General features: G+C 68.0%; 23 protein-coding genes. 5 read left to right on the top strand and 18 right to left on the bottom strand.

Annotation, left to right across the window (positions count from 1 at the left end; genetic code table 11):
• Positions 1 to 208 precede the first annotated feature (208 nt).
• The 8 genes from ACFRFH_RS01830 to rpsL all read right to left on the bottom strand — a co-directional run bounded on the left by ACFRFH_RS01830 (position 209) and on the right by rpsL (position 9532).
• Complete coding sequence (locus tag ACFRFH_RS01830; RefSeq protein WP_382461302.1) at positions 209 to 1762, bottom strand: choice-of-anchor L domain-containing protein; 1554 nt, start codon at positions 1760 to 1762, stop codon at positions 209 to 211.
• A 95-nt stretch (positions 1763 to 1857) separates the two neighbouring features.
• On the bottom strand, positions 1858 to 2940 hold the full coding sequence (locus ACFRFH_RS01835) for a glycosyltransferase (protein WP_382461303.1): 1083 nt from the start codon (positions 2938 to 2940) through the stop codon (positions 1858 to 1860).
• The gene (locus ACFRFH_RS01840; protein WP_382461304.1) at positions 2937 to 3896 is read right to left on the bottom strand and encodes a glycosyltransferase; all 960 of its coding nucleotides are present in this window, start codon (positions 3894 to 3896) and stop codon (positions 2937 to 2939) included. The genes ACFRFH_RS01835 and ACFRFH_RS01840 overlap by 4 nt, the downstream gene beginning before the upstream one ends.
• Before the next feature lie 23 nt (positions 3897 to 3919).
• The gene (locus tag ACFRFH_RS01845) at positions 3920 to 4933 is read right to left on the bottom strand and encodes a glycosyltransferase family 2 protein (RefSeq protein WP_382461305.1); all 1014 of its coding nucleotides are present in this window, start codon (positions 4931 to 4933) and stop codon (positions 3920 to 3922) included.
• Between the two features lie 244 nt (positions 4934 to 5177).
• The gene (gene tuf, locus ACFRFH_RS01850; RefSeq protein ID WP_055913937.1) at positions 5178 to 6371 is read right to left on the bottom strand and encodes an elongation factor Tu; all 1194 of its coding nucleotides are present in this window, start codon (positions 6369 to 6371) and stop codon (positions 5178 to 5180) included.
• A 114-nt stretch (positions 6372 to 6485) separates the two neighbouring features.
• A complete protein-coding gene (gene fusA, locus ACFRFH_RS01855; protein ID WP_382461306.1) occupies positions 6486 to 8600 on the bottom strand; it encodes an elongation factor G in 2115 nt (704 codons plus the stop codon).
• 87 nt (positions 8601 to 8687) lie between these two features.
• A complete protein-coding gene (gene rpsG / locus ACFRFH_RS01860) occupies positions 8688 to 9158 on the bottom strand; it encodes a 30S ribosomal protein S7 (RefSeq protein ID WP_382461307.1) in 471 nt (156 codons plus the stop codon).
• Positions 9158 to 9532: a 30S ribosomal protein S12 gene (rpsL, locus tag ACFRFH_RS01865; RefSeq protein ID WP_055811472.1), complete on the bottom strand. Its 375-nt coding sequence runs from the start codon at positions 9530 to 9532 to the stop codon at positions 9158 to 9160. Before rpsL ends, rpsG begins: the two co-directional genes overlap by 1 nt.
• A 403-nt stretch (positions 9533 to 9935) precedes the next feature.
• Here rpsL and ACFRFH_RS01870 point away from each other — a divergent pair, with 403 nt between their 5' ends.
• The 5 genes from ACFRFH_RS01870 (at position 9936) to ACFRFH_RS01890 (ending at position 13599) form a co-directional block, all read left to right on the top strand.
• Positions 9936 to 10514, top strand: a complete 579-nt coding sequence (locus ACFRFH_RS01870; RefSeq protein WP_382461308.1) for an SIS domain-containing protein — start codon at positions 9936 to 9938, stop codon at positions 10512 to 10514.
• Positions 10492 to 11058, top strand: coding sequence for a D-glycero-alpha-D-manno-heptose-1,7-bisphosphate 7-phosphatase (locus tag ACFRFH_RS01875; protein ID WP_382461309.1), 567 nt, complete (start codon positions 10492 to 10494; stop codon positions 11056 to 11058). The genes ACFRFH_RS01870 and ACFRFH_RS01875 overlap by 23 nt, the downstream gene beginning before the upstream one ends.
• Before the next feature lie 68 nt (positions 11059 to 11126).
• A complete protein-coding gene (locus ACFRFH_RS01880) occupies positions 11127 to 12113 on the top strand; it encodes a hypothetical protein (protein ID WP_382461310.1) in 987 nt (328 codons plus the stop codon).
• Entirely contained in the window at positions 12113 to 12799 is a 687-nt protein-coding gene (locus ACFRFH_RS01885; protein WP_382461311.1) for a sugar phosphate nucleotidyltransferase, read from the top strand. Before ACFRFH_RS01880 ends, ACFRFH_RS01885 begins: the two co-directional genes overlap by 1 nt.
• A complete protein-coding gene (locus ACFRFH_RS01890) occupies positions 12796 to 13599 on the top strand; it encodes a WecB/TagA/CpsF family glycosyltransferase (RefSeq protein WP_382461312.1) in 804 nt (267 codons plus the stop codon). The genes ACFRFH_RS01885 and ACFRFH_RS01890 overlap by 4 nt, the downstream gene beginning before the upstream one ends.
• Here the strand turns inward: ACFRFH_RS01890 and ACFRFH_RS01895 are convergent.
• The 10 genes from ACFRFH_RS01895 to ACFRFH_RS01940 all read right to left on the bottom strand — a co-directional run bounded on the left by ACFRFH_RS01895 (position 13550) and on the right by ACFRFH_RS01940 (position 22621).
• The gene (locus ACFRFH_RS01895; RefSeq protein ID WP_382461313.1) at positions 13550 to 14659 is read right to left on the bottom strand and encodes a hypothetical protein; all 1110 of its coding nucleotides are present in this window, start codon (positions 14657 to 14659) and stop codon (positions 13550 to 13552) included. The two genes, ACFRFH_RS01890 and ACFRFH_RS01895, sit on opposite strands and share 50 nt — an antisense overlap.
• A 108-nt stretch (positions 14660 to 14767) precedes the next feature.
• A complete protein-coding gene (locus ACFRFH_RS01900) occupies positions 14768 to 15259 on the bottom strand; it encodes a DUF6121 family protein (protein WP_382461314.1) in 492 nt (163 codons plus the stop codon).
• 34 nt (positions 15260 to 15293) lie between these two features.
• The gene (locus ACFRFH_RS01905) at positions 15294 to 16466 is read right to left on the bottom strand and encodes a hypothetical protein (protein ID WP_382461315.1); all 1173 of its coding nucleotides are present in this window, start codon (positions 16464 to 16466) and stop codon (positions 15294 to 15296) included.
• A gap of 100 nt (positions 16467 to 16566) precedes the next feature.
• Positions 16567 to 17304 (bottom strand): hypothetical protein, encoded by a 738-nt coding sequence (locus ACFRFH_RS01910; protein WP_382461316.1) that lies wholly within the window; start codon positions 17302 to 17304, stop codon positions 16567 to 16569.
• Position 17305: 1 nt separating this feature from the next.
• Positions 17306 to 18097: a hypothetical protein gene (locus ACFRFH_RS01915; protein ID WP_382461317.1), complete on the bottom strand. Its 792-nt coding sequence runs from the start codon at positions 18095 to 18097 to the stop codon at positions 17306 to 17308.
• A complete protein-coding gene (pilM, locus tag ACFRFH_RS01920; protein WP_382461318.1) occupies positions 18094 to 19146 on the bottom strand; it encodes a type IV pilus assembly protein PilM in 1053 nt (350 codons plus the stop codon). The genes ACFRFH_RS01915 and pilM overlap by 4 nt, the downstream gene beginning before the upstream one ends.
• Positions 19147 to 19173: 27 nt before the next feature.
• Positions 19174 to 19980: a prepilin peptidase gene (locus ACFRFH_RS01925; protein WP_382461319.1), complete on the bottom strand. Its 807-nt coding sequence runs from the start codon at positions 19978 to 19980 to the stop codon at positions 19174 to 19176.
• Between the two features lie 9 nt (positions 19981 to 19989).
• The gene (locus tag ACFRFH_RS01930; RefSeq protein WP_382461320.1) at positions 19990 to 21600 is read right to left on the bottom strand and encodes a hypothetical protein; all 1611 of its coding nucleotides are present in this window, start codon (positions 21598 to 21600) and stop codon (positions 19990 to 19992) included.
• Positions 21591 to 22205, bottom strand: coding sequence for a type II secretion system protein J (locus tag ACFRFH_RS01935; RefSeq protein WP_382461321.1), 615 nt, complete (start codon positions 22203 to 22205; stop codon positions 21591 to 21593). The genes ACFRFH_RS01930 and ACFRFH_RS01935 overlap by 10 nt, the downstream gene beginning before the upstream one ends.
• The gene (locus ACFRFH_RS01940; RefSeq protein ID WP_382461322.1) at positions 22202 to 22621 is read right to left on the bottom strand and encodes a prepilin-type N-terminal cleavage/methylation domain-containing protein; all 420 of its coding nucleotides are present in this window, start codon (positions 22619 to 22621) and stop codon (positions 22202 to 22204) included. Before ACFRFH_RS01940 ends, ACFRFH_RS01935 begins: the two co-directional genes overlap by 4 nt.
• Positions 22622 to 22719: the final 98 nt, after the last annotated feature.

Genomic DNA, 22719 nt, shown 5'->3' on the forward strand with positions numbered 1-22719 from the left:
CGAACGGCGCCTCGCGCCGCCGCTCTCGTGGTTCCAAGACCGCCTAGACGGTGTCCGAACTCTTCGTCCGTGCTCCGGTCAGCGGCTTGGTCTGGTTTGCGAGGTCCATGCTCACCATAGGCACTCTCCCTTCGTCGACGGACCCGTTCGGTTGAAACGGTGCCCTCATTCTGCGCCCGACCCGGCGAGAGGTAAACCCCTGGCGAACTCAGGCACAGGAACGGGTGCGTCGCGATCGCACGAGGAGACCGAGACAGAGCGCCGCCGCACCGGCTACGCCGGCGCCGATCGCCAGCGACGCCAGCGGGACGATCTCGACGGTGGCGCCGGTACCGGCGAGAGTGCGCGAGCGCTCCGACACGGACACCGGCCCGGGCGGGAAGACCGGAACAGTGCGGCCGGTGATGGCCGGCACGGGCCGGGTCACGACATCCAACGTGACGGTGGCCGGCGTGCTCGTCCTGCCCTCGATGGTGGCGGTGTAGACGAACGAGTCGGCTCCGGCATGTGCCGGGTCGCTCCGGTAGCTGCGTTGCGCACCCTCGCCGCTGAGGATGCCGTGGGTCGGCTCCGCCACGACGTCGATCCGCACGGACCCCTCGTCCGGGACGGAACCATCCGCTGCGGAGGCGACCAGGCGTATCGGCGTGTCCTCCCCCGCGAACGCGGTGTAATGCACGTCGCTCACGGTCGGAAGGAGCGCGGCGTCCTCGACCACCTCGATGTCCACCCGGTACGGGCCCGACGTGGAGTGACCGTCGCTGACCGTGTACTCGAACGCATCCGCCCCGGCGAAACCCGCTTCGGGGCTGTACACGCCGCCGGAGCCGCTCGACCGGAACGTGCCATGGGCCGGCTCGGAGACGATCGCGTACGTCAGCTCGTCGCCGTCCGGGTCCGTGCCGGGGAACTCCACCGCAGCCGACGACCCCGCCGCCAGGGTGAACGCGATATCGGCGGCCGCCGGCGGAGCGTTCGACACGACGCCGCCCGCGGCCAGGAGCACCACCGAGTCGAGGAACGCGTCCGAGACATCCGCGATGACGAGCTTGACGTGATTCTGCTCGTGCGCCGCCACCGGAGCGACGCAGCGCAGCGGAACGGTGAAGCCGTTGAGCGCCGTGTCGACCGAACCGGCCGTGTTGTCCACGAACAGCTCCGCGTAGCTGAGCGCGTTCACCGTGTCGACACTGACCGGAGCCTCTCCGATCACGGCGCAGTTCGTGCCGTTGACGAAGAAGCCGAACACGTCGTTGTAGCCCTTGCCGACCCACTTGTTGTACTCGGCCGACCCGAACACGTAGTCGATGGAGAGTGAGGTCGAGGTCGGTACGACGTCGAATTCCAGGATGGCCGCGTCCCGAGTCTGGGCACCCGCCAATGCGGTGGCGTCCTCGTCGCCCGGGGTGTCCAGGCGCGTCGACAGGCTGCCCCCGTGAGGACCGGGGATCCCTGCCACCCGACCGGTGCTGAGCGCGACGCCCGACGTGAGACCGAGCGCGCCCATCCCGTCGAAGGAGCCGATCGCCCGAGGGTCACCGGTGAACCGGATGTCCGAGGTGGTGACACCCTCACCGACAAGCTGCGCGACGAAGGACTCAACAGAGGCCGTCGTCCCGTCCGTCACCGTTTGCGCGGGGTCGCCGAGCGCCGCCGGCCCGGCGAGTGTGAGCGGCGCCGCGACGAGGGCGAGACCTCCGATGGCGGCGACGAGACGGGTGGGAAAGGAGCGAGAGCGGGCGCGGGAACGAATCGAGGGCATGCGTGATTACCTTAGGTGTTAGATGCGACCACCAATATTTATCACACCTCTACCTCCACGCCAAACGATGAAGATGACGGCGACGGACCATGCGCTTACGCGCTGCGTCGGTCAACCAGGCGGCGGAGGGCCGGTCCGAGCTCGTCGAACCGGTTTGCCACGTATTGTTCGAGCCTTCGAGCGCTACCCTCACGGGGTATCGCGTTGCTTTCAGCACCCGACTGTACGAATGCGGCAGCAAGACTGTCCACGAGCCCGCACTTCTGCGTGTCCTCCACGATCACAAGCTGGTCTCCCACCGCGGGCACGATCTCGGCGATCGCGGGCGACGCCTGGGTTATGACCGGTTTCCCGCACGCCAATCCTTGCCACACCTTGTTCGCGAGTACAGTCTGTGCCTTCCGGGAGGTTCCGAACACGCCGAGCACGACGTCGTGTCCTGCGATCAGGTCGCCGAGCTCGGATTCGGGGACGGGACCGCGGAAGTCGCAGAGCGCTTCGACGCCGAGCAGTCGGGCCTCCTTCTCGATCGACGGACGGAGCGCGCCATCGCCGACGAGCGTGAGTCGGATCGGTGTGTCCTCGACTGCGCGGCCGAGCGCTTCGAGCACCACCGGAAGCCCGTGCAGCGGGGCATAGTTCCCGTAGTAGAGAAGGCGGAGAGTGCCGGACGGTTCGGGCGACGCTGCGGGTACCGCCCAGGTCGGGGCGCCAACAGGAAGAGCCATCGCCCGCACGCCCGGATGCGCTTCCTCGATCGCGGCAGCGCGGACGTCGGTGTCGATGAGCACGAGGTCCGCCAGACGGTAGGCGATCGTGTCGGCGAACCGCAGCAGCCGCGCCTTGAGCGAGCGTGGACGAGCACGACCCCAATCCTCGACCTCGGTCTCGTACTTTCCCACGAACGCATCGACGACGAAGGCTCCTCGATTCAGGCGAGCCACCAACCAGTAAAGCGGGGCGAACCCGTTCGAGAACTCGGAGAGGATGTACACGTCACGACGATTCACCCTCGTGAACGCGCGCCAGACATCCTGCAGGAGACGTCGTGGTCTCGATCTGTTGTCGCCGCGACGGGTGAGGTCGACCTCCACGTCGCCGAGGCCGGTCAAGTGTGCACGCACTCGAGCATTGCGCGGATAGTTCTCGTCCCAGACCCGGCAGTATGCGACCCTCACGATTGCGCCCCCTGTTGGTGTGAGCGGCGGCGGTTCAAGGAGGCGATTCGCCGAAGGGAAACGCGGACGCAACGCGCCACGCTCACGCCGAAGTAGGCGAGCGCGTACGGCCCTGGTCTTCCATGCCGTATGGCCGCCGCCATGCACCTGACGAGACCTCCCAGATCCCCCGCCCGCGCGGCCCGGTCGGTGGGTGCTGTGAGGAAGAAGTCGCCGCGAATCCTTGCCGAGAGAGCCGGGAGGTACCGCCGTCCCCACTCGATGCTTCCGCGCCAGTTCGGTGCTGTCGTGAGCGAATCCGCCATGCCGACCGGCCGGAACGACAGGGGCTCGTACTGACACGCCATCGGTGTCCCCTGCCGTTGCACAAGTCGAAGGAGCCACTCCCAGTCCTGATGCAGCCGCACTGCCGGGTCCCACGGCTCCCGGCGAGCAAGCGCAGTCGGAAACACCAGCGTGGAGGATTGGAACTGAGGCGAGGCCGAGTGGAGCGCGGAACGTTGCAGCAGATACGCCGGGATGTCCGGGATCGGGCTGCGGCCCGGGTCCGTCGTCGGAACGACGCGGCGCGCACCCGTTTCGGCGTCGATCTCGGTGATCGCACAGCTCACCAGCCAGTTGTCGTCTGCACCACGGCCGAAAAGCGCCCGAGCGAACTCGAGCTGCGAGGCAAGCTTGTCGGGAGACCAGAGGTCGTCATCGTCGAGCAACGCCAGCACGGGGTGACGCGCAGCCGCGATGCCGGCTCGTCGAGCTCCGTTGCCTCGGTCTTCGGGCGACGACCGGATGACGCGGACTCGACGGTCCGCGAAAGTCGGAGCGTCGCCTGTTCCGTTCATGACGACCACGACTTCGACCTCGACATCACGCTGATCGAGCGCTGTCCGCACTGCTGCCTTCAGACTGTCGCGATCGCCCGTTGTGGGGATGACGACCGAGACCTTCGCGCTGTTCACGCTCGATCGAGCCCGGTCGGGCATCATCGCCCCCTGACTGATCGAGCCAGGCCGTGAACGGACAAGGCCAGGCGAAGTGCAGGCGCGTAGAACGGGCCGCTGTGAGAGATCAGTCGGGCATGCAGTACTGCCTTCCGGTCGATTCGTGCGATTCTCGATAGATCGAAGGTCGCGATCTCGGCCCGGGCAAGGCGAGTACCCAGTCGCACCGTGGCCGGACTCGCGCGGAAACGCACCGGGGTGAAAGCCACGGCAATCGCGTGGAACCAGAGCTGGAAGTACTCGATCAGTATCGGGTCGAAGCCCTCGTCACGGGCAACCCGAACCAGGCTGTCCCGCGCGATCGCATACCGGTCGAGTGCTGGATTCCTGGTACGGCTGAGCGACGCCTCGCGGTTCAGATACGTGTAGACCGTCTCGGATACAGTCACCACCGTGGCGCTCCGCGACAGAGCGGTCACCGTGCCGACGAAATCCTCCTGCGGACTGTTCGCGGGGAAGACGTCGCCGGCCAGAGCCGATACGCGGATCAACTTGCTCCAGAGGAAACCCTGGATCTCCCCACGGAGCATCAGGTCGAGGGCGCCCTTTCTGTCGAGGACGGTGGAGCGTGGAACGCCGTCGATGCGCCGGCCCTGTTGCGCGGCCGGCCGTCGATAGTCGGCGCATCCGATCACCATGTCGGCGTCGTGCGCCAGCGCGGCGGCGGCCAGGGTTGTCAGTGCGTGCGGCGGCCAGCTGTCGTCTGCGTCGATGAACCAGGCATAGGGACGCTCAGCCGACCGGAGACCCAGATTGCGGCTCTCGGCGAGCCCCTGATTCTGCGGGGCCCGAACGACGACCACCTCCGGCTTCCCGTCGGCCCACGCCGACAACAGGGAAGGGGTGTCGTCGGTGGAGCCGTCATCGACGAGAACGAGCTGAGCGCATCCGAGAAAGCTCGCCTCCACGTTGCTGAAGAATCCGGGCAGATAGCGCTCTTCGTTGTAGAAGCACGCGATCACGCTGACGGGGAGCTGTTCGTCGGGCTCGGGCAATTGGTCATTCCTCGGGATCGGCGCGACTGCGCAAACGTCACCGAACTGACGCCGGCAGCGCCCGAGTATTCCACGTTGCCGAAGCCGGTCATTCGATCGAGCCCGGGACACCGCGGAGCGAGCCCCATCGTCACGCCCGCGATTTCACCCGGTCGAACCCGCGCCCGACCCAAACGACGAAGGGCCGGACCCTCACGGGTCCGGCCCTCTGCCGAAATACCTGCCCGGTGGACCGGGCGGGGACTTACTTGTTGATCTTGGTCACCGTACCGGCGCCAACGGTGCGGCCACCCTCACGGATGGCGAAGCCGAGGCCCTCCTCCATGGCGATCGGCTGGATCAGCTCGACCGACATGTCGGTGGTGTCGCCGGGCATGACCATCTCGGTGCCCTCGGGCAGCGAGATGACGCCGGTGACGTCGGTGGTACGGAAGTAGAACTGCGGGCGGTAGTTCGTGTAGAAGGGGTTGTGACGGCCACCCTCCTCCTTCGAGAGGATGTAGGCAGTGCCCTCGAAGTTGGTGTGCGGCGTGACCGAACCCGGCTTCACGACGACCTGGCCGCGCTCCACGTCCTCGCGCTTGGTGCCGCGGAGGAGCAGACCACAGTTCTCGCCGGCCCAGGCCTCGTCGAGCTGCTTGTGGAACATCTCGATACCCGTGACCGTGGTCTTCTGCGTCGGGCGGATGCCGACGATCTCGACCTCGGAGTTGATGGCGAGGGTGCCACGCTCGGCGCGACCGGTGACGACGGTTCCACGACCGGTGATCGTGAAGACGTCCTCGATCGGCATCAGGAACGGCTTGTCCTTGTCGCGCACCGGGTCCGGGATGGACTCGTCGACGGCGTCCATGAGGTCGAGGACCGACTGGACCCACTTCTCGTCGCCCTCGAGAGCCTTGAGGCCCGAGACGCGCACGACCGGGGCGTTGTCGCCGTCGAAGTCCTGGCTGGAGAGCAGCTCGCGGACCTCGAGCTCGACGAGCTCCAGGATCTCCTCGTCGTCGACCATGTCGGACTTGTTCAGCGCGACGAGCAGGTACGGAACGCCGACCTGCTTGGCCAGCAGAACGTGCTCGCGGGTCTGAGCCATCGGGCCGTCGGTGGCGGCGACCACGAGGATCGCGCCGTCCATCTGAGCCGCACCGGTGATCATGTTCTTGATGTAGTCGGCGTGACCCGGGGCGTCGACGTGCGCGTAGTGACGCTTCGGGGTCTCGTACTCGACGTGCGAGATGTTGATCGTGATACCACGCTGACGCTCTTCCGGAGCCGAGTCGATCGACGCGAAGTCGCGCTGCACGTTGGTCGCCGACGGGTACTTGTCAGCAAGCACCTTGGAGATCGCCGCGGTGAGCGTCGTCTTGCCGTGGTCGACGTGACCGATGGTTCCGATGTTCACGTGCGGCTTAGTCCGCTCGAACTTGGCCTTAGCCACTGTGGTCCTCCTCAGGACTCTCGTGCAGACACCCCGGTCGACGGATTTCGACCGGAAGGCCTACGGGATTGGTTTCTTATGTTACGGGATGTTGCCTGAGAGCAGTGACCGAGGTCACTCGCCCTTGCTCTTCTGGACGATCTCGTCGGCCACAGCCTTCGGGACCTCCGCGTAGCTGTCGAACTGCATCGAGTACACCGCGCGGCCCGAGGTCTTGGACCTCAGGTCGCCGATGTAGCCGAACATCTCGGACAGCGGGACGTTGGCGCGGACGACCTTGACGCCGCTCGCGTCCTCCATGGACTGGATCTGTCCACGGCGGGAGTTGAGGTCGCCGATGACGTCGCCCATGTACTCCTCCGGCGTACGCACCTCGACCGCCATGAGCGGCTCGAGGAGCACCGGGTTCGCCTTGCGCGCAGCCTCCTTGTAGGCCATCGAGCCGGCGATCTTGAACGCCATCTCCGAGGAGTCGACGTCGTGCGAGGCACCGTCGACGAGGATCGCCTTGACACCCACCGTCGGGAAGCCGGCGAGCACGCCGACCTGCATCGCGTCCTGGATGCCCGCGTCGACCGAGGGGATGTACTCGCGCGGGACGCGACCACCGGTGACGGCGTTCACGAACTCGTACGAGGTCTCCGGGGTCACCTCGAGCGGCTCCAGGGTGATCTGCACCTTAGCGAACTGACCGGAACCACCGGTCTGCTTCTTGTGGGTGTAGTCGTACTTCTCCACCGTGCGGCGGAGGGTCTCGCGGTAGGCCACCTGCGGCTTGCCGACGTTGGCCTCGACGTTGAACTCGCGCTTCATGCGGTCCACGAGGATGTCGAGGTGCAGCTCGCCCATGCCCTTGATGACCGTCTGACCGGTCTCCTGGTTCTGCTCGGTGCGGAACGTCGGGTCCTCTTCGGCGAGCTTCTGGATGGCCGTGCCGAGCTTCTCCTGGTCGGCCTTGGTCTTCGGCTCGATGGCGACCTCGATCACGGGCTCCGGGAAGGTCATCGACTCGAGCACGACCTGGTGGTCCGGGTCGCTCAGGGTGTCACCGGTGGTGGTGTCCTTGAGGCCGATCACCGCGTAGATGTTGCCGGCGGTGACGAAGTCGACCGGGTTCTCCTTGTTGGCGTGCATCTGGAAAATCTTGCCGATGCGCTCCTTCTTGCCCTTGGTCGAGTTCACGACACCGGCTCCGGAGTCGACACGGCCCGAGTACACGCGGACGTAGGTCAGGCGACCGAAGAACGGGTGCACGGCGACCTTGAACGCGAGCGCCGAGAACGGCTCGGTGGCGTCGGCGTGGCGCAGGATGACCTGCTCCTCGTCGCGCGGGTTGTGCGCCTCGATGGCGGGCACGTCGAGCGGCGACGGGAGGTAGTCGATCACGGCGTCGAGCATCGGCTGCACACCGCGGTTCTTGAACGCGGAGCCGCAGAGGACCGGGTAGATCTCGTTGTTGACCGTGAGCTTGCGGATGGCGGCCTTGATCTCCGGGATGGTGATCTCTTCGCCGGCGAAGAACTTCTCGAGGAGCGCGTCGTCGGTCTCGGCGACGGTCTCGAGGAGGCGGTTGCGGTACTCCTCGGCCTTCTCCTGAAGGTCGGCGGGGATCTCCTGGACCTCGTACTTGGCGCCCATGGTCACGTCACCCTTGGCGTCGCCGGGCCAGACCAGTGCACGCATCTCGACCAGGTCGACGACGCCGACGAAGTCGGACTCGGAGCCGATCGGGAGCTGCATCACCAGCGGCTTCGCGCCGAGGCGGGAGACGATGGTGTCGACGGTGAAGTAGAAGTCGGCGCCCAGCTTGTCCATCTTGTTGACGAAGCAGATGCGCGGGACGACGTACTTGTCGGCCTGACGCCACACGGTCTCCGACTGGGGCTCGACGCCCTCCTTCGCGTCGAAGACGGCAACGGCACCGTCGAGCACGCGGAGCGAGCGCTCCACCTCGACCGTGAAGTCGACGTGACCCGGGGTGTCGATGATGTTGATCTGGTTCTTGTTCCAGAAGCAGGTGACCGCGGCGGACGTGATGGTGATGCCGCGCTCCTTCTCCTGCTCCATCCAGTCGGTGGTCGAGGCGCCGTCGTGCGTCTCACCGATCTTGTGGTTGACGCCCGTGTAGAACAGGATGCGCTCGGTCGTGGTGGTCTTGCCGGCATCGATGTGGGCCATGATGCCGATGTTGCGGACCTTGTTGAGGTCGGTGAGCACGTCCTGTGCCACAGGGATTCCTCCGAAAAGTAGAAAGTGGAAGGGGTGCCGCCCGGGCGCGGCACTCCTACGAGTGCAACGCCCGGACGACGAAAATGTTTACCAGCGGTAGTGCGCGAAGGCCTTGTTCGACTCGGCCATCTTGTGCGTGTCCTCGCGGCGCTTGACAGCGGCGCCCAGACCGTTGGACGCGTCGAGGATCTCGTTGGTGAGACGCTCGGTCATCGTCTTCTCGCGACGGCCCTTGGCGTAGCTGGTGAGCCAGCGCAGCGCGAGGGTGTTCGCACGGTGCGGCTTGACCTCGACCGGCACCTGGTAGGTCGAGCCACCGACGCGTCGGCTGCGGACCTCGAGGGTCGGGCGGATGTTGTCGAGAGCCTTCTTGAGGGTGACGACCGCGTCCTGGCCGGACTTGGTCGAGACGCCCTCGAGCGCGTCGTAGACGATGCGCTCGGCGAGGCCCTTCTTGCCGTCGAGGAGGATCTTGTTGACGAGCTGGCTGACGATCGGCGCGCCGTACACCGGGTCGGCGACGACGGGGCGCTTCGGAGCGGGACCCTTGCGAGGCATTACTTCTTCTCCATCTTCGCGCCGTAGCGGCTGCGAGCCTGCTTGCGGTTCTTGACGGCCTGGGTGTCGAGCGCGCCGCGGACGATCTTGTAGCGGACGCCGGGCAGGTCCTTCACACGGCCGCCGCGGACGAGCACCATCGAGTGCTCCTGCAGGTTGTGGCCCTCACCGGGGATGTACGCGGTGACCTCGGTCCCGTTCGAGAGCTTGACACGCGCGACCTTGCGGAGCGCCGAGTTCGGCTTCTTGGGGGTGGTGGTGTAGACACGGGTGCACACGCCGCGCTGCTGGGGGTTGGACTTCAGGGCGGGAGCCTTGGTCTTGGTGACCTTCGGCGACCGGCCCTTCCGAACCAACTGCTGAATGGTTGGCACTGAACTTCTCCTTATATGGACTGCACGGTGACAGTTGTCGCTTTTTCCCCGCACCCCGAGCGACCCGCTTCGCAGGCGATCGAGGAGTTGGGGAGTATCGGACCGATGGCCGATATGCCGTGGGGGCGGTGATTCCGTGCGGTCTCTCCGCCCATCGGATGAGTACGTGCCGGCCCGCTCGGTGTCGGCTCTCGCGAGCACACAACAAGCGCGCGTCAGAGCGCACACCCGATAAATACTATCGTCCGCGCGGTGGGCGGTCAAATGAAGGAGGGCGTGCTAGCGGTCTGTCCGCGCGAGGCGGAATCTCCCCGTGTCACCCGGGGTGGAATGCTTCTTGTCAGGTGCAGTATCTCAACCCCGTATACACTCCCGGCATCCGACGCCGAAAGAAGGGCCCGTCATGCGCAGCATCGAAGAGATCCTCACCGAGACCATCGCGGTCAAGAGCCGCATCATCGACGACAGGCGCCTGCTCGCCGTCGGCGAGCAGATCGCCGAGGCAATGGTGCGGTCGTATCGGGCGGGCGGACGCTCCTACTTCTGCGGCAATGGGGGCAGCGCGGCCGACGCCCAGCACTTCGCCGCCGAGCTCAGCGGGCACTTCATCTTCGATCGCCCACCCCTGGCGGCGGAGGCTCTGCACGGCAATGCCTCGCACCTCACGGCCGTTGCGAACGACTACGACTACGACAGCGTGTTCGCCCGCGCGCTTGAGGGATCCATCCGATCCGAGGACGTGCTGGTCGCCATCAGCACCTCAGGCAACTCCGAGAGCATCGTCCGAGCGGCCAAGGCCGCCCATGACAAGGGGGCCACGGTCATCGCATTCACCGGCGAGTCCGGCGGCGCGCTGCGCGAGCACGCCGACATCCTGCTGAACGTGCCGTCGTCGGACACCGGGCGCATCCAGGAGTCGCACATCGTCTTCATCCACGCGATCTCGGAGCACGTCGAGCATGACCTCTTCGCAGCCGCCTGAGCCGTGGTGCCTCTTCCTCGACCGGGACGGCGTCATCAACCGCCGGATCGCCGGGGATTACGTGCGCACGACGCGGCAGTGGGAGTACCTCCCCGGAGCGATTCAGGCGCTGCGCCTGCTCTCGGAATGGGCGCCGCGGATCGTGATCGTCACCAATCAGCGCGGGGTAGGACGCGGGCTTGTCTCGCCGGAAGACCTTGACAGTGTCCACGCGCGGCTACTCGATGACGTCGCGACCGCCGGAGCACGGGTGGACGCGATCCGCGTGTGCCCGCATTTGGAGACGGACGAGTGCTCATGCAGGAAGCCGCTCCCTGGGCTCGCTTTGTCGTGGCTTGCGGTGAATCGGGAGGTGAATCCGGCCCGCTCCGTAATGGTCGGCGACTCACCGTCGGACATGGGCATGGCGGAGAATCTCGCCGCCGCCACAGGCGGGTGCGTCCGGGTGTTGATCGACGATCGCTCCGACCCTGCGCTGACCGGGGTCGACACTGACTTCCGCTTTCCCACCCTCCTCGATTACGCAAGGAACGTGTCCACGTGATCCCACATTCGACCACAGTGCGTGGCCGGGCCCCGCTCCGACTCGGCCTCGCCGGAGGCGGAACCGACGTGTCGCCGTACTCCGACACCTACGGAGGCCGGATCCTCAACGCAACCATCGACAAGTACGCCTACGCCTACGCGACGCTGATCGACTCCGGTGTGGAGTTCCACTCACCTGACAGGCAGACGGCGGGCGAGGTGGACATCGACGACATCGACACACTGCTCGACGGGTTCGGCCTCCACGTCGCCACTTACAAGCGCATGATGGACGAATTCAACGGCGGGGACCGTCTGCCGGTGCGGCTCTCCACGCAGGTCGACGCGCCGCCCGGTTCGGGACTCGGCTCCTCGTCGACGCTCGTCGTGGCGCTTGTGACCGCGCTAGCCGAACTGCTGCAGACCTCGCTGGGCCAGTACGAGATCGCCCGCCTCGCGTGGGAAATCGAGCGCGAAGACCTCGGGCTCGCCGGCGGCTGGCAGGACCAGTACGCCGCAACCTTCGGAGGCTTCAACTACATGGAGTCGCGCCCGGGTGGGCGGATCGTCGTCAACCCTCTGCGCGTGCGCCGCGAGGTGATGACAGAGCTCGAGGCGTCTCTGCTGCTCTACTTCGGCGGTGTGTCGCGCAGCTCTGCAGCCGTCATCGCCGAACAGCAGAGGAACGTCGTCGCGGGCGACAGTGGGGCCATCGATGCGACGCACCTGCTGAAGGCCGAGGCAGAGGCCATGAAGGACCACCTTCTTGTCGGGGACCTCCCGGCGCTCGCGTCCACAATGCGCGGCACCTGGGAGGCCAAGAAGCGCCTCGCGTCGCAGATCAGCACCCCTGCGATCGAGAAGGCGTATCGCATCGCGGATGAGCACGGGATGCTCGCAGGCAAAGTGTCGGGGGCCGGAGGCGGTGGCTTCATCCTGCTTCTTGTCGACCCCGCGCGACGGTTCGAACTGGCGCGCAACCTTGAGTCGGAATGCGGCGGTCAGGTAATGACCTGCCACTTCACCAAGCACGGTGCGGAGAGCTGGCGTGCCCCGGAATCGGAGCTCCGCTGATGCAGCTCGCGGTCCTCGCCGGCGGACTCGGCACCCGATTGAGCGAGACGATCCCCGCAGGCGTCCCCAAGCCTCTCGCCCCGATCGCGGGGCGGCCGTTCCTCGACCACCTACTCGACTGGGCGATCGAGCGCGGCGCGGACGATATCGTGTTGCTCACCGGACACGGCACTGTGGCGATCAGTGACCACATCGGCGACGGCTATCGGAGCACACCGGTGCGCTACAGCGTGGAACCGACCCAGCTCGGCACCGGCGGTGCGCTGGTGAACGCCCGCTCGCTGCTGGCCGAGGAATTCGTCCTCGTCAACGGCGACACGTTCGTCGACGCCGACCTGGTCGCGCTGCGTGGTGTCCTCGACTCCTCGCCCGTTGTCATGGGCCTTGTGGAGGTCGCCGACACCGGACGGTTCGGACGCGTCGAGGTGACCGAAGGCATCGTCACCGGGTTCCAGGAAAAAGGCGTCACTGGTCCTGGGCTCATCAATGCGGGCCTGTACGGTCTCCGGCGATCCGTGATCGATCGGCTGCCGCAGGGCGCCTCGTCCTTCGAGCGCGACTTCCTCGGGCCCCGCTTGTCGGAGGTAGCCCCTCGTTACCTCCGCTGCGGCCCCACCTTTTTCGACATCGGCGTCCCGGCGGACTACCACGCCGCGGACCAGCATTTCACGGAGGTCAGCTCATGACGATCACGCTGCAACGGGCCACTATCGGCGGCCTGCGCCTGGATCGCGCCGACCTGAACGATGCCATCCTCCGCATCCTCGACCTTGTCGCGTCCGGGTCGGGAGGGATCGTCGTGCCGTCCAATGTGGCGACCTCCCGCTACCTGCGCACTGTCGGCTTCCCTCGGCTCGAGCAGGAGACCGCCTTCTGGCCGGTCGACGGTGTCCCCCTCACCTGGCTGCTCCGGATCGCCGGAAAGGGGGCCTTCCCCCGAGTCGCCGGGACCGATCTGATGAACGCCCTCATTGCCCACCCCGGCACGCGGGACCTCCGGATCGCGGTGATCGGCGCGGCATCCGACGAAGCGGAGCGGTTCTACCGCGTTCAGGGGCACGCCAACGTACGAGGGGGCCACTTGCCGGTCGCGGAGACGGGCAGCCCCGTGCTCATCGACGCCGGCGACGATTTTCTCGGCGAGTACCGCCCGCAAATCGTCTTCACCTGCCTCGGGTTCCCGAAGCAGGAGCACCTGATGCTCTCGCTTCACGAGCGTCATCCCGAGGTCGTCTTCATCGGTGCAGGCGCGGCCGCCCAGATCAACACCGGGCACTTCCCGCGCGCGCCGCACCTGATGCGCCGGCTCGGGCTGGAGTGGGTGTGGCGGATGGGACAGGACCCGTCGCGCCTGGTGAAGCGCTATCTGCTCCAGGACCTGCCGTGGCTCGTCGGGATGATCCCCGTGGCCGTAATCGAACGGGTGCGGAGCGGCCTCAGGCCCCCGCCTGCGCGGGCGGCCCGTCGTTCGCGATCAGCGGGGTGAAGAGCGCGCCGCCGCCGTCGAAGGTCAGGATGCCGCGGAAGTCGAAGCTCCAGGGGTCGGTGTAGCCCTGGCCGGTCGCGCCGTCGGACCTGCGGGTCAGCGTCGCCTCCGCCGAGATGCTGCCCGAGGTGCTGTCGACCATCCAGCCGCCCGTCGTCCACACCGGGTCGATCGTGACGTCCGGCCGGGTGTGGAGCTGCCAGCTCACGTTGCTGATGTCGTCGGCGGGGCTGTCCGCGACGGTGCCGAACGGGCAATGGGCCGGCTCCGCGTCGTGCGAGGCGACGCACCCGTCCAGCCAGGTGTTGATCGCGGTGCGCGCCGCCGCCTGGCCGCCGTCGGAGAGCCGTGCGGTGAACACAGTGGGCGAGACGGCGTTGCCGGCCGGAGTGGTGGTGATGGCGCGCACGGGGACGTCGAAGTTCGCGCTCTTCGAGACGAGCTCCACGGGGTACGTGCCAGGCAGCGCGCGGAGGGTCACGTCGGTGGCGAGCGGCATGTTCTGCGGCTTCACGCCCGCGACCGTGTACTGGATGCCCGCTGGGCCCTCGACCATGAGGTCGACGGTGTCGGGCTCGATGCGTCCGAGGCGCCAGAACGGGAGCCCGGGGAGGCCGCCCTCCTTCTCCACGACGAACGAGCGCTCATACGTGCGATCGCCCTGCGTGATCTGCGCCCGGACGGTCATGGTGGCGCCGCGGGTGACCGGCGACTGCACGGTGAAGGAGCTGACGCGGTCGGTGATCCGGGAGTACGCGGCGTCGTTGAGCAGCACGTCCCCGCTGTTCGCGCGGATCCCTGCCAGTTTCATCGCGGCCTCCGCCCGGCCGTGCTCGAGCTCGCCCAGGTACTGCGCGACCAGCGTGCGCGGGAGGTTCTGGATCGCGACGATCGCCGACAGCGAGACGGTGACGCCCGCGGCGGTGACCACGAGGGTGACCGCGGCGATGAGGGCGATGATCCAGCGGCCCGCGTGCGAGCGCCGGGGTCGGGCGGGAACGGGAGTGGGAGCGGAGAGGATGTCGTCGTCCGGGAGGGCGTGGGCTGGAGCGTCGGACATCGGAACCTCTCTGTCGGGTTCCCGCAGTGTATCGGCCGGGGGTGGACCGTCGCGTCCACCTGTTCGGGTCACCCCGGCGCTCTACTCGTCGCCTTATTCGTCGGCGCGCTATTCGTCGTCCGGCCGCTCCCACGGCCAGCGCGGCCGCCCGCGCTGCCGGAAGCGGCCGACGAGGACGAGCTGGTAGAGCAGCATGATCAGGACGGCCGCGGCGCCGGCGGCGATCGCGTAGAGGCTTCCGAGCTGTCCGGCGGCGAACAGCACGAAGTGCAGGACGTCGCCGGTCGCGAGCGCGCCCGCCACTCCCCCCGCCAGGCAGTAGGAGAGGTAGCAGGCGACACCCGCGCCGAGCGCGTTGAGCGGCGCGATGCGCTGCTGATCGCCCGGAACGCGGATCCCGGTCAGGATCAGGAGGACCAGGAGCACGGCCACGGCGACGCCCGTCATGATCGGCCCGACCAGCGGCCCGGCGGCCGGGTCGGGGATCACCTCGGTGTTCGTCCCGAGCGAGATGAGCCCGAACGCCGCGACGAGGACGGCCAGGTAGAGGCCGGCGGCGAAGCAGGCGACGACGATGGCGTAGGAACGCTCCTCACGCATGGGAGCCCCCTCGAAAGCGGATGGGTTCGGTCGGTCAGTACCCCTGAGCGTACGCGTTGGCGGCCTGGTTCTGGGCGTCGGCGAGCTGCTGCTCGTAGTCGGCCTGCGCCTCCGCGTTGCGCGCCTTCAGCTTCCGTCCGCGCGCGGCGAGCCAGGCTCCCGTCCACACCGACATCTCCCGGGCGATGACGCCGGCGAGGACCGCGAACGGGTTCACCCAGACGCGGCTGAGGATGAGCGCCTGCTCCTCGGCGTTGCGCGACAGGTAGTGCGCGTCCGAGAGCTCGGCGCCGATGTAGACGAGGTAGACGAAGACCGCGACGACCAGGCCGCCGAGGATGTACGCCCACCAACGCGCCCGGTTGATGATCTGGATGAGCACGACCATCCCGACGAAGAACGCCACGATCGGCGCCCAGCCGGCGAGCTGCGTCGTGAAGTACTGGGTGAGCACCGGCAGGAACTCGCTGCTCGGCGTCAGCATCGCGCCGACGACGACCACGGCGACCGCCCAGAGCACGGCGAACGCGACGGTGCCGACCAGGGCGATGAGGATGCCGATGCCGCGATTGCTCTTGCGCTTGGGCGGCTCGGGTCGCTGCAGGAAGATCGGCGCGACCGGCTGCGGGATGAACGGCGGCGGGGTCTGTGCCACGGGAGCGGCCGCGGCGGTGGCCTCGCCCTGCGGTGCGGCGGGCGGTTGCTGCTGCTGCGCGGTCGCGGGCTGGGCGGTCGCCTGCTGGGCGGCCTCCCCCGCGATGATGACCGGCGCGGCGGACTGCGCCGGAGACGCGGTGTCCACGGTCGCGTCGCCCGCTGCGGCGGCGCCCGGCTCGCTGGAGGAGCGCGCGACGGCCGCGGCGACGTCGTCGGGCGACGTGGCCACGGGCTCCGGCTCGATCGCCGCGGTCGGCGGCGTGGCGGCGGGGGCGGCGGGGGCGGCGGGCACCTCGGTCGCTGCGTCGTCCGCGGGACGGTTGAGGTGGCCCCGGGCGGACACCGGCGCCGACGGCGGAACGCTCATCTCCGGGTCCGTGTCGTGCGGCTCGCCCGCAGGGGCAGGGGCCGGCTCGGCGGGGACGGACTCGGCGTGGGGCGCGGGCTCGGCGGCGGCCGACTCGGCCGGCGCGGTCGCGGGCGGGGAGGCAGGTTCGGCCGACCCCGCTTCATCCCGCTTGTCGGCGGGGTCCGGTGTCGTGTCGCTCATGCTGGCACTCCTCGCTGCGCCCCCAGTGGGCACCCTGTGATGTGGTGCCCACTGTAGCAACGGGGGACGGCGGGGCGAGGGAGGTGCGGCGGGAGGGCGGCTACTTGGAGGGGGTTGGTGCGGGAGTGGGGGCGGTGGACAGGACGTAGACGAGGCCCTTGATCGTGTAGTCCACCTGGCTCACGGCGGCTGCGGCGGCAGCCCCGGTCGGAGTTGCCTTACTCTCGTTGCCCGAGAACCCGGTGACCAGCATGAGCCGCTTGCCGTGCTGCAGCGCTCCGAGGAACGCGATGGCCCCGTCGGTCGAGCCTTTGACGGTGATCGTCATCGGGATCGCGACGAAGTTGCTGGATGTGATCAGGGAGTTCGTCGTCGCCTTCGGAGCCTGGGGCGCCGTGGGGGCGGCAGGCGCCGCGGGCGTCGGCGTGGGCGTGGGCGACGGAGACGCCGTGCTGGTCGAGGATGGAGTCGGAGCCGCCGGCGCCGCGGGCGGCGTGTACGCAACCGGGTCGGACGGGTTGACGCCCGAGATCGTCTCGCCCGTCTGCGCGGCAAGCGCGTGGAGGTCGGAGACGAAGGAGTCGAGCGATCGCGTCGACGGGATCGACTCCTGGAGGTCGGCCAACTGACCCTTGAACTGGTCGATGTCGGCGTAGTCCTTCTTGAGCTGGTTCAGCTGTACCTCTGTCGCGTGATTCGTCGTGGAGATCTGGGCGGCCTGGTCGGCGGCCGTCGCCGCGGCGGTGAGCTGGGGCTGCACGCCGAGGAGATAGCCGAGGCCGATCACGACAGCGATGGCGAGTCCGACGCCCGCGATGACGAGACGCTGCTTGTCCATGTCACTTTCCCTTCGTGGCGAAGCGGCCGTCGAAGGCCGACGCGTCCAGGTGCATGATCGCTGAGGCCGTGTATCCCGACTGGTCGAGGGTGATCGACGCCGGTGAGACGTCGGTGACCGAGGGAAGAGCCGCGAGCTGCGCGAGCCAGGCCGAGACCTCGTCGAGGTTCGTGGCGTGCACGTCGATGGTGACGGTCGCGACGCGAGCACCCTCGAGCGGCACCGCCGACTGCTGATAGGCGGCGAGCGGGGACGCGGAGTCGATCGTGATGCCGGAGAGCGACAGTCCGCCGCCGATCGTGGCCCGCGCCTTGCTGAGGAACGCGGTCCAGTCGATCTCGGTCGACGCCCCGACCTCCTGGCCGGCCTTTGCGAGCGCGATCTGGTTCTGGACCTGGCGGACGCCGACGTATTTCTGCTGCTGCGAGGTGAGCGCGGTGGTCTGCTGCTGGGCCGCGGCGAGAGTGGAGCCGGCCTGCAGCGCGAGGAAGGTGCTTCCGCCGATGGCAGCGGCGACGAGGACGATCACGACGACGAGCGCGAGGACCAGTCGCCGGGCGATCGCATCGTGACGCCGCGAGGTCTTGACCTCGGGAGGGAGGAGGTCGACTCTGGGCTCCTCGCGCAGGACCGAGGGTCCCTGGTGCGCGGAGGCGGCCTCGTCCTTCTTGGCTCCCCTGCCCTTCGGCGTCCGTTGCGCCTTCGAGGGCGCCCCTTCCTTCGGGTGACGACGGCGCTTACCGCCGTCGGGCTCGGGCGCCGCGTCGCCCTGCCGAGTCAGTTCGGTGGTCACGCTGCCTCACTTCCCATCGCCAATCCGAGTGCCACAGTGATGGCCGCCTGGTCGTGGCGCAGGCGCTGCGCGTCGAGGCTGCGGGAGAGCGCCACCGACGTGAACGGGTCGCCGAGCACCGCAGGGACCCGCGTGTAATCCGCCACGGCGTTCGGGAAGCCAGGGAGCTGCGAGGCCCCGCCCGTGAGCATGATCCCCGCGACCGGATGGGTCGGCCGGGTGTTGGAGTAGTACGAGATCGTGTTCCGAAGGCTCACGAGCAGGTCGGCGACGAGCTCCATCACGGCGCCTGCGACAGTCTGACCTTCGGGAGCGGACGGGTCCGGCGCGATGCCGTGTGTGCGCTTCAGACGCTCGGCCTCTTCCGGCGCCACGCCGAGTCTCGCCGCGAGGCCGGTCGTCACGTCCGATCCGCCCGCTGCGATGATGCGGACGAACTGCGGGACGCCGTCAGCGGCGACGACCACGGTCGTGGTGCTCGCACCGACATCCACGAGCGCGATGGTCCCCTTCACACGAGGCCGGGCGAGCATCAGCCTGTCCAGTGCGAAGGGGATGAGATCCACTTCCACCGGGGTGAGGCCGGCGGCCTGAACCGCCTTGACGTTGCCGACCACGGCCTCCTTGACTGCGGCGATGAGCAGCCCGTGCGTCGTCGGGCCGTTCTCGGTCATCGACTCGGAGACGGGGTAGAAGTCGAGCAGCGCGTCCTGGACCGGCACCGGCAGCATCTCCTGCGCGACGAACGGGAGGGACTCCCGGATGCGCTGGCGCGATGCCGTGGGGACGCTCAGGTCGCGGGCGAGCACCCGCTGGTTGCCCATCCCGAGCACCACCCGGCGGCTCTTGAAGCCGCCGACGCTCCAGAGCTGCTTGAGCAGGCCGCCGACGGTGTTCGGCTCCAGCACCTCGCCGCGGCTGACCGCCCCTTCGGTGAGCGGGAGTTCCGCGTAACGCAGAAGGGTCGGCCGGGGCTTGCCGGGGTCGCCGAGCTCGACGGCGCGGATCGTCGTCGATCCGATGTCCACACCCACGATCGTCTTAGCCATCGAGCTGTCTCCCTTCCGACGCCATCACTAGACGCCGATCATTGCGAAGTACGCTGCGACCACGGCCGCACCGAAAAGGATTCCCACCCAGGCGCCCGCGAGCATCCACGGGCCGAAGGGGATGCCTCCGGTACGCTTCACGCGGTTCGCAGCGAGCAGGGCGATGCTGAAGATCCCGCCGAGCACGAAGGCGGCGAACGCGCCGACCACGAGCTGCGCCCAGCCGGCCCAGCCGAGTGCGAAGCCGAGCACGGCCGCGAGCTTGACGTCGCCGAAACCCATGCCGCCTGGCCGGACGAGGGCCAGGATCAGGTAGAAGGCGAAGAGCGCGACGCCCCCGATGACTGCCTGCACGAGCCGCATCCCGTCGCCGTCGACGACCGCTGCAGCGGCCAGCAGCACGACCACGGCGATGGCCGTCGGGAACACGATCCGGTCGGGGAGCCGATGCGTCTCCACATCGATGATGGCGAGTGCGACGCTCACCGCCGCGAGCCAGAGGTAGGCGAGGAGTTCCAGAATGGTCGCGGCGAGCGGGCGGCCCGGCACGCGGAGCGGTCCGAGGAAGGCGAAGGCCACCACTGCGAACAGCAGGGCGGTGCCCAGCTCGACCAGCGGATATCGCACGGGGATGCGAACCCGGCAGTCACGGCAGCGGCCTCGGAGCAGAAGCCAGGAGAGCACCGGGATGTTGTCGTACGGCCGGATGGCGCTGCGGCACGACGGGCACGCGCTTGCCGGCCGCATGATCGAGAGTCCTGCGGGGACGCGGTACACGACCACGTTGAGGAACGATCCGATGAGCGAGCCGAAGACGGCGGCGACGACGACCATGAGCGACCCCTACCCCGAGATGTTCCTGGTGGAGAACACCGTGTCGAGGTGTCCGGGGACGGGCGGAGTGGGCGGGCTGTAGGTGCCGTCGTTGAAGTTCACGCCCGGCAATCCCATCGAGACGAAGTTGAGCGTGTACGAGTTGTTGAACCCGACGCCCGCGGAGTAGATCTGCCCCCACCAGGTGCTTCCGGTATTGGCCAGCACGCACGGCGTATAGATCATGATCGGCGCGGTCGCGTCGTTGACCACCTGGTTCTCGATCTTGGTCGTGAGCGCTTGAGTCGGGCAGGTGGGCGCGGAGTCCTTCAGCGAGTCGGGCGTCACGATGTAGAGCCGGTGCGTGCCCGTCCCCGGCGCGGACGTGATCGTCAGGCTCTTGAGGTCGAACGCGTCGGTGATCAGTGCGACGTCGGCTTTCAGGGTGATGTTGCTGCCGCTGCCCGTGAGACTCACCATGCCGAGCGGGCACTTCGAGTTGGCGAGCACGACGGTCGGGGTGATCGCCGCGTTGATGGCGGCGGCGACATCGGGGCCATTGCAGGTGGCCGGCACGGACTCCGGCCAGAGGACGCCTGACGAGTTCGCCCAGTCGCTGTGGTGGTACGCGAAGTCGACCCAGTTCGGGACCGTCGGTGGGGTCGGCGTCACGATACCGGACACATTCTGAGTGATGCGGGAGGCGGGGAGGCCGCCCCCGGAGACCGACACGGTGCCCGCGGTCTGGAACGTGCCGCCGACGCTTCCCGAGACCGTCGACTGGCCGCCCGCAGGCCCGGCGATGACGCTGCCGCCGACGCTCCCGACGATGCTCACCGGACCGGACGACGTGACGTTCCCGTTCACCTGCGCACCGTTCGCGACCGTGACGATGGGCGAACCGGTCCCACTGCCGTGCACGTTGCCCGTGATGACGCTCTTGTTGCCGACCTGCACGGTGTTGGAGGCCCACAGGTCGCCGTTGATGGTGCATCCGCTCGGAGACTGGTAGGAGCCCGACCCGAGGATGACATCGCCTTGGATGGTCCCGCCGGTCTGGCAACTCGCGTTACCGCTTCTGAACTCGATGCCCGGGCTGTTGGTACCGCTCTGGGTGATCGTGAGGTTGGTGATCGTGGAGTCCGTGACGCCGTAGCCGTAGACGGCGGCTCCGGAGCCCTGGATCGACTGTCCGGGGGTGAACGGGATGTAGTTGTAGATGGTCTCCACGGTCCGGGTGATCGCGGACCACGCCGAAGCCGTGCCGACGGAGACGATCTTGACCTTGTTGACGTCGCTGGCGATCGACGGGCAGCCGGTGATCCAGGTCGTGCCGGTGACCGTGCGCTGGTACGACAGCGTCACCGAGTACTTGGGGGTCACGCTGCTGGTGTACGGCAGTGTGCAGGCGCCCTGGCTCATCTGGGCCGCAACGACGGCGACGCCGGCCTGGGCCGCGGCCTGGGCCTGGACGGCCGCACGGCTCGTGTCGCTGTAGCGGAACGACGTCACGACCATGCTGCTTCCCAGCAGCAGGAACGCCATGAGCACGGCGGCGACGCCGATCACGGCCACGAGCGCCCCGCCCCGCTCGTCGCTGCGACGAGGGAGGCGCACGGAGAGGCGACGGATCAGAAGCATGGCGAGCTCACAGGTGTCGTGTTGGCGATGTGGACGGTGGTCTCGATGTGGACGGGCTTCTGCGACCCGTTCACGACATCGAACTTCAGGTCGACGCGCGTTCCGTTCGGGGTGGCGAAGACCGTGGACGACTGGGCGGCGGCGACGTTCGCGCCGAGACCGCTTCCGATGATCTCCCAGGTCGAGTCGGGCGCGCCGGTCGGCATTGCGATCGCAGCCGCGGGAAAGACGGTCTTGACGTAGATGGAGCCTCCCCCGGCCGGGTTGAAGTACCAGGCGCTGCAGCCGATGGAGGCATTGGTCTGAGTGGGGTCGCTGGCCGCCGTCATCGAATAGACCCGGGCCTGGAGCAGCTGCGCGCCGGAGACGGGGTCGGTGGTGACCGTCACGGCCGTCGCATTCGCGACGCCCTGCGTCACTGAGCGGGCGACCAGCTGGCCGAGTGTCGCCGACGCCGTGGCGGCGCGGGTGCTCGTCTGCGCCTTGTTCGCGCTGATCAGGAGGCCGCCCACCGCGACGACGACCAGGATCGTCAGCGCGGAGGCGACGATGAGCTCGATCAGCGTGAACCCCTCGTCCGCCTTGTCGGCGCCCCGGCGAATCACGATGCCGCCTTGACGAGGACCAGGGTCGTGACCGAGGCGATGACGGCCGAGCTGCCCGACTTGGTCACGGTGACCTGGACCTGGATGGTGCTCGGATACGAGGCCGGGCACGGCAGCGTGACGATCCGGTGGGGCTGCAGGCTCACCCCGCGACCGTCGACCACGGGGGCCACGGTCTCGGTCTGATACGCCTGCAGGGCGGCACAGGTTGCGGCACGACTCTGCGCGTCGTCGATCTGCTGACCGGCGAGCTGGCTCGCCGTGGCGATCGTCGTGTTGGTGGAGGTGGCCCGCATCTGGGAGACGAACGCCGGCACGAGTGCCAGGGCGACGACGACCAGCAGAAGCATGGCGACCATCACTTCGATCAGTGTGAAGCCGGAGTCGTCTCGGACGAGACGGGAGTACTTCTTCACGGGTTCACCTCCCTTCGATTTCGGGTCTCTCGGGGTGTGGGTGGGGCATGTTCGCCGGAAAAGGCGAAAGGTGGGCGGACAGCCGTGGGATCACGACC

Origin of the sequence: Leifsonia sp. NPDC056824, assembly GCF_042789575.1 — a bacterium.
Taxonomy (GTDB): Bacteria; Actinomycetota; Actinomycetes; order Actinomycetales; family Microbacteriaceae; genus Leifsonia.

Coding starts and splice junctions, on each gene's coding strand:
- ACFRFH_RS01905 (WP_382461315.1), bottom strand. CDS start 16,466: ATGAGCGACACGACACCGGACCCCGCCGACAAGCGGGATGAAGCGGGG.
- ACFRFH_RS01895 (WP_382461313.1), bottom strand. CDS start 14,659: ATGTCCGACGCTCCAGCCCACGCCCTCCCGGACGACGACATCCTCTCC.
- ACFRFH_RS01930 (WP_382461320.1), bottom strand. CDS start 21,600: ATGCTTCTGATCCGTCGCCTCTCCGTGCGCCTCCCTCGTCGCAGCGAC.
- ACFRFH_RS01925 (WP_382461319.1), bottom strand. CDS start 19,980: ATGGTCGTCGTCGCCGCCGTCTTCGGCTCGCTCATCGGATCGTTCCTC.
- ACFRFH_RS01885 (WP_382461311.1), top strand. CDS start 12,113: ATGCAGCTCGCGGTCCTCGCCGGCGGACTCGGCACCCGATTGAGCGAG.
- ACFRFH_RS01875 (WP_382461309.1), top strand. CDS start 10,492: ATGACCTCTTCGCAGCCGCCTGAGCCGTGGTGCCTCTTCCTCGACCGG.
- ACFRFH_RS01870 (WP_382461308.1), top strand. CDS start 9,936: ATGCGCAGCATCGAAGAGATCCTCACCGAGACCATCGCGGTCAAGAGC.
- ACFRFH_RS01900 (WP_382461314.1), bottom strand. CDS start 15,259: ATGCGTGAGGAGCGTTCCTACGCCATCGTCGTCGCCTGCTTCGCCGCC.
- ACFRFH_RS01910 (WP_382461316.1), bottom strand. CDS start 17,304: ATGGACAAGCAGCGTCTCGTCATCGCGGGCGTCGGACTCGCCATCGCT.
- ACFRFH_RS01890 (WP_382461312.1), top strand. CDS start 12,796: ATGACGATCACGCTGCAACGGGCCACTATCGGCGGCCTGCGCCTGGAT.
- ACFRFH_RS01830 (WP_382461302.1), bottom strand. CDS start 1,762: ATGCCCTCGATTCGTTCCCGCGCCCGCTCTCGCTCCTTTCCCACCCGT.
- rpsG (WP_382461307.1), bottom strand. CDS start 9,158: ATGCCTCGCAAGGGTCCCGCTCCGAAGCGCCCCGTCGTCGCCGACCCG.
- pilM (WP_382461318.1), bottom strand. CDS start 19,146: ATGGCTAAGACGATCGTGGGTGTGGACATCGGATCGACGACGATCCGC.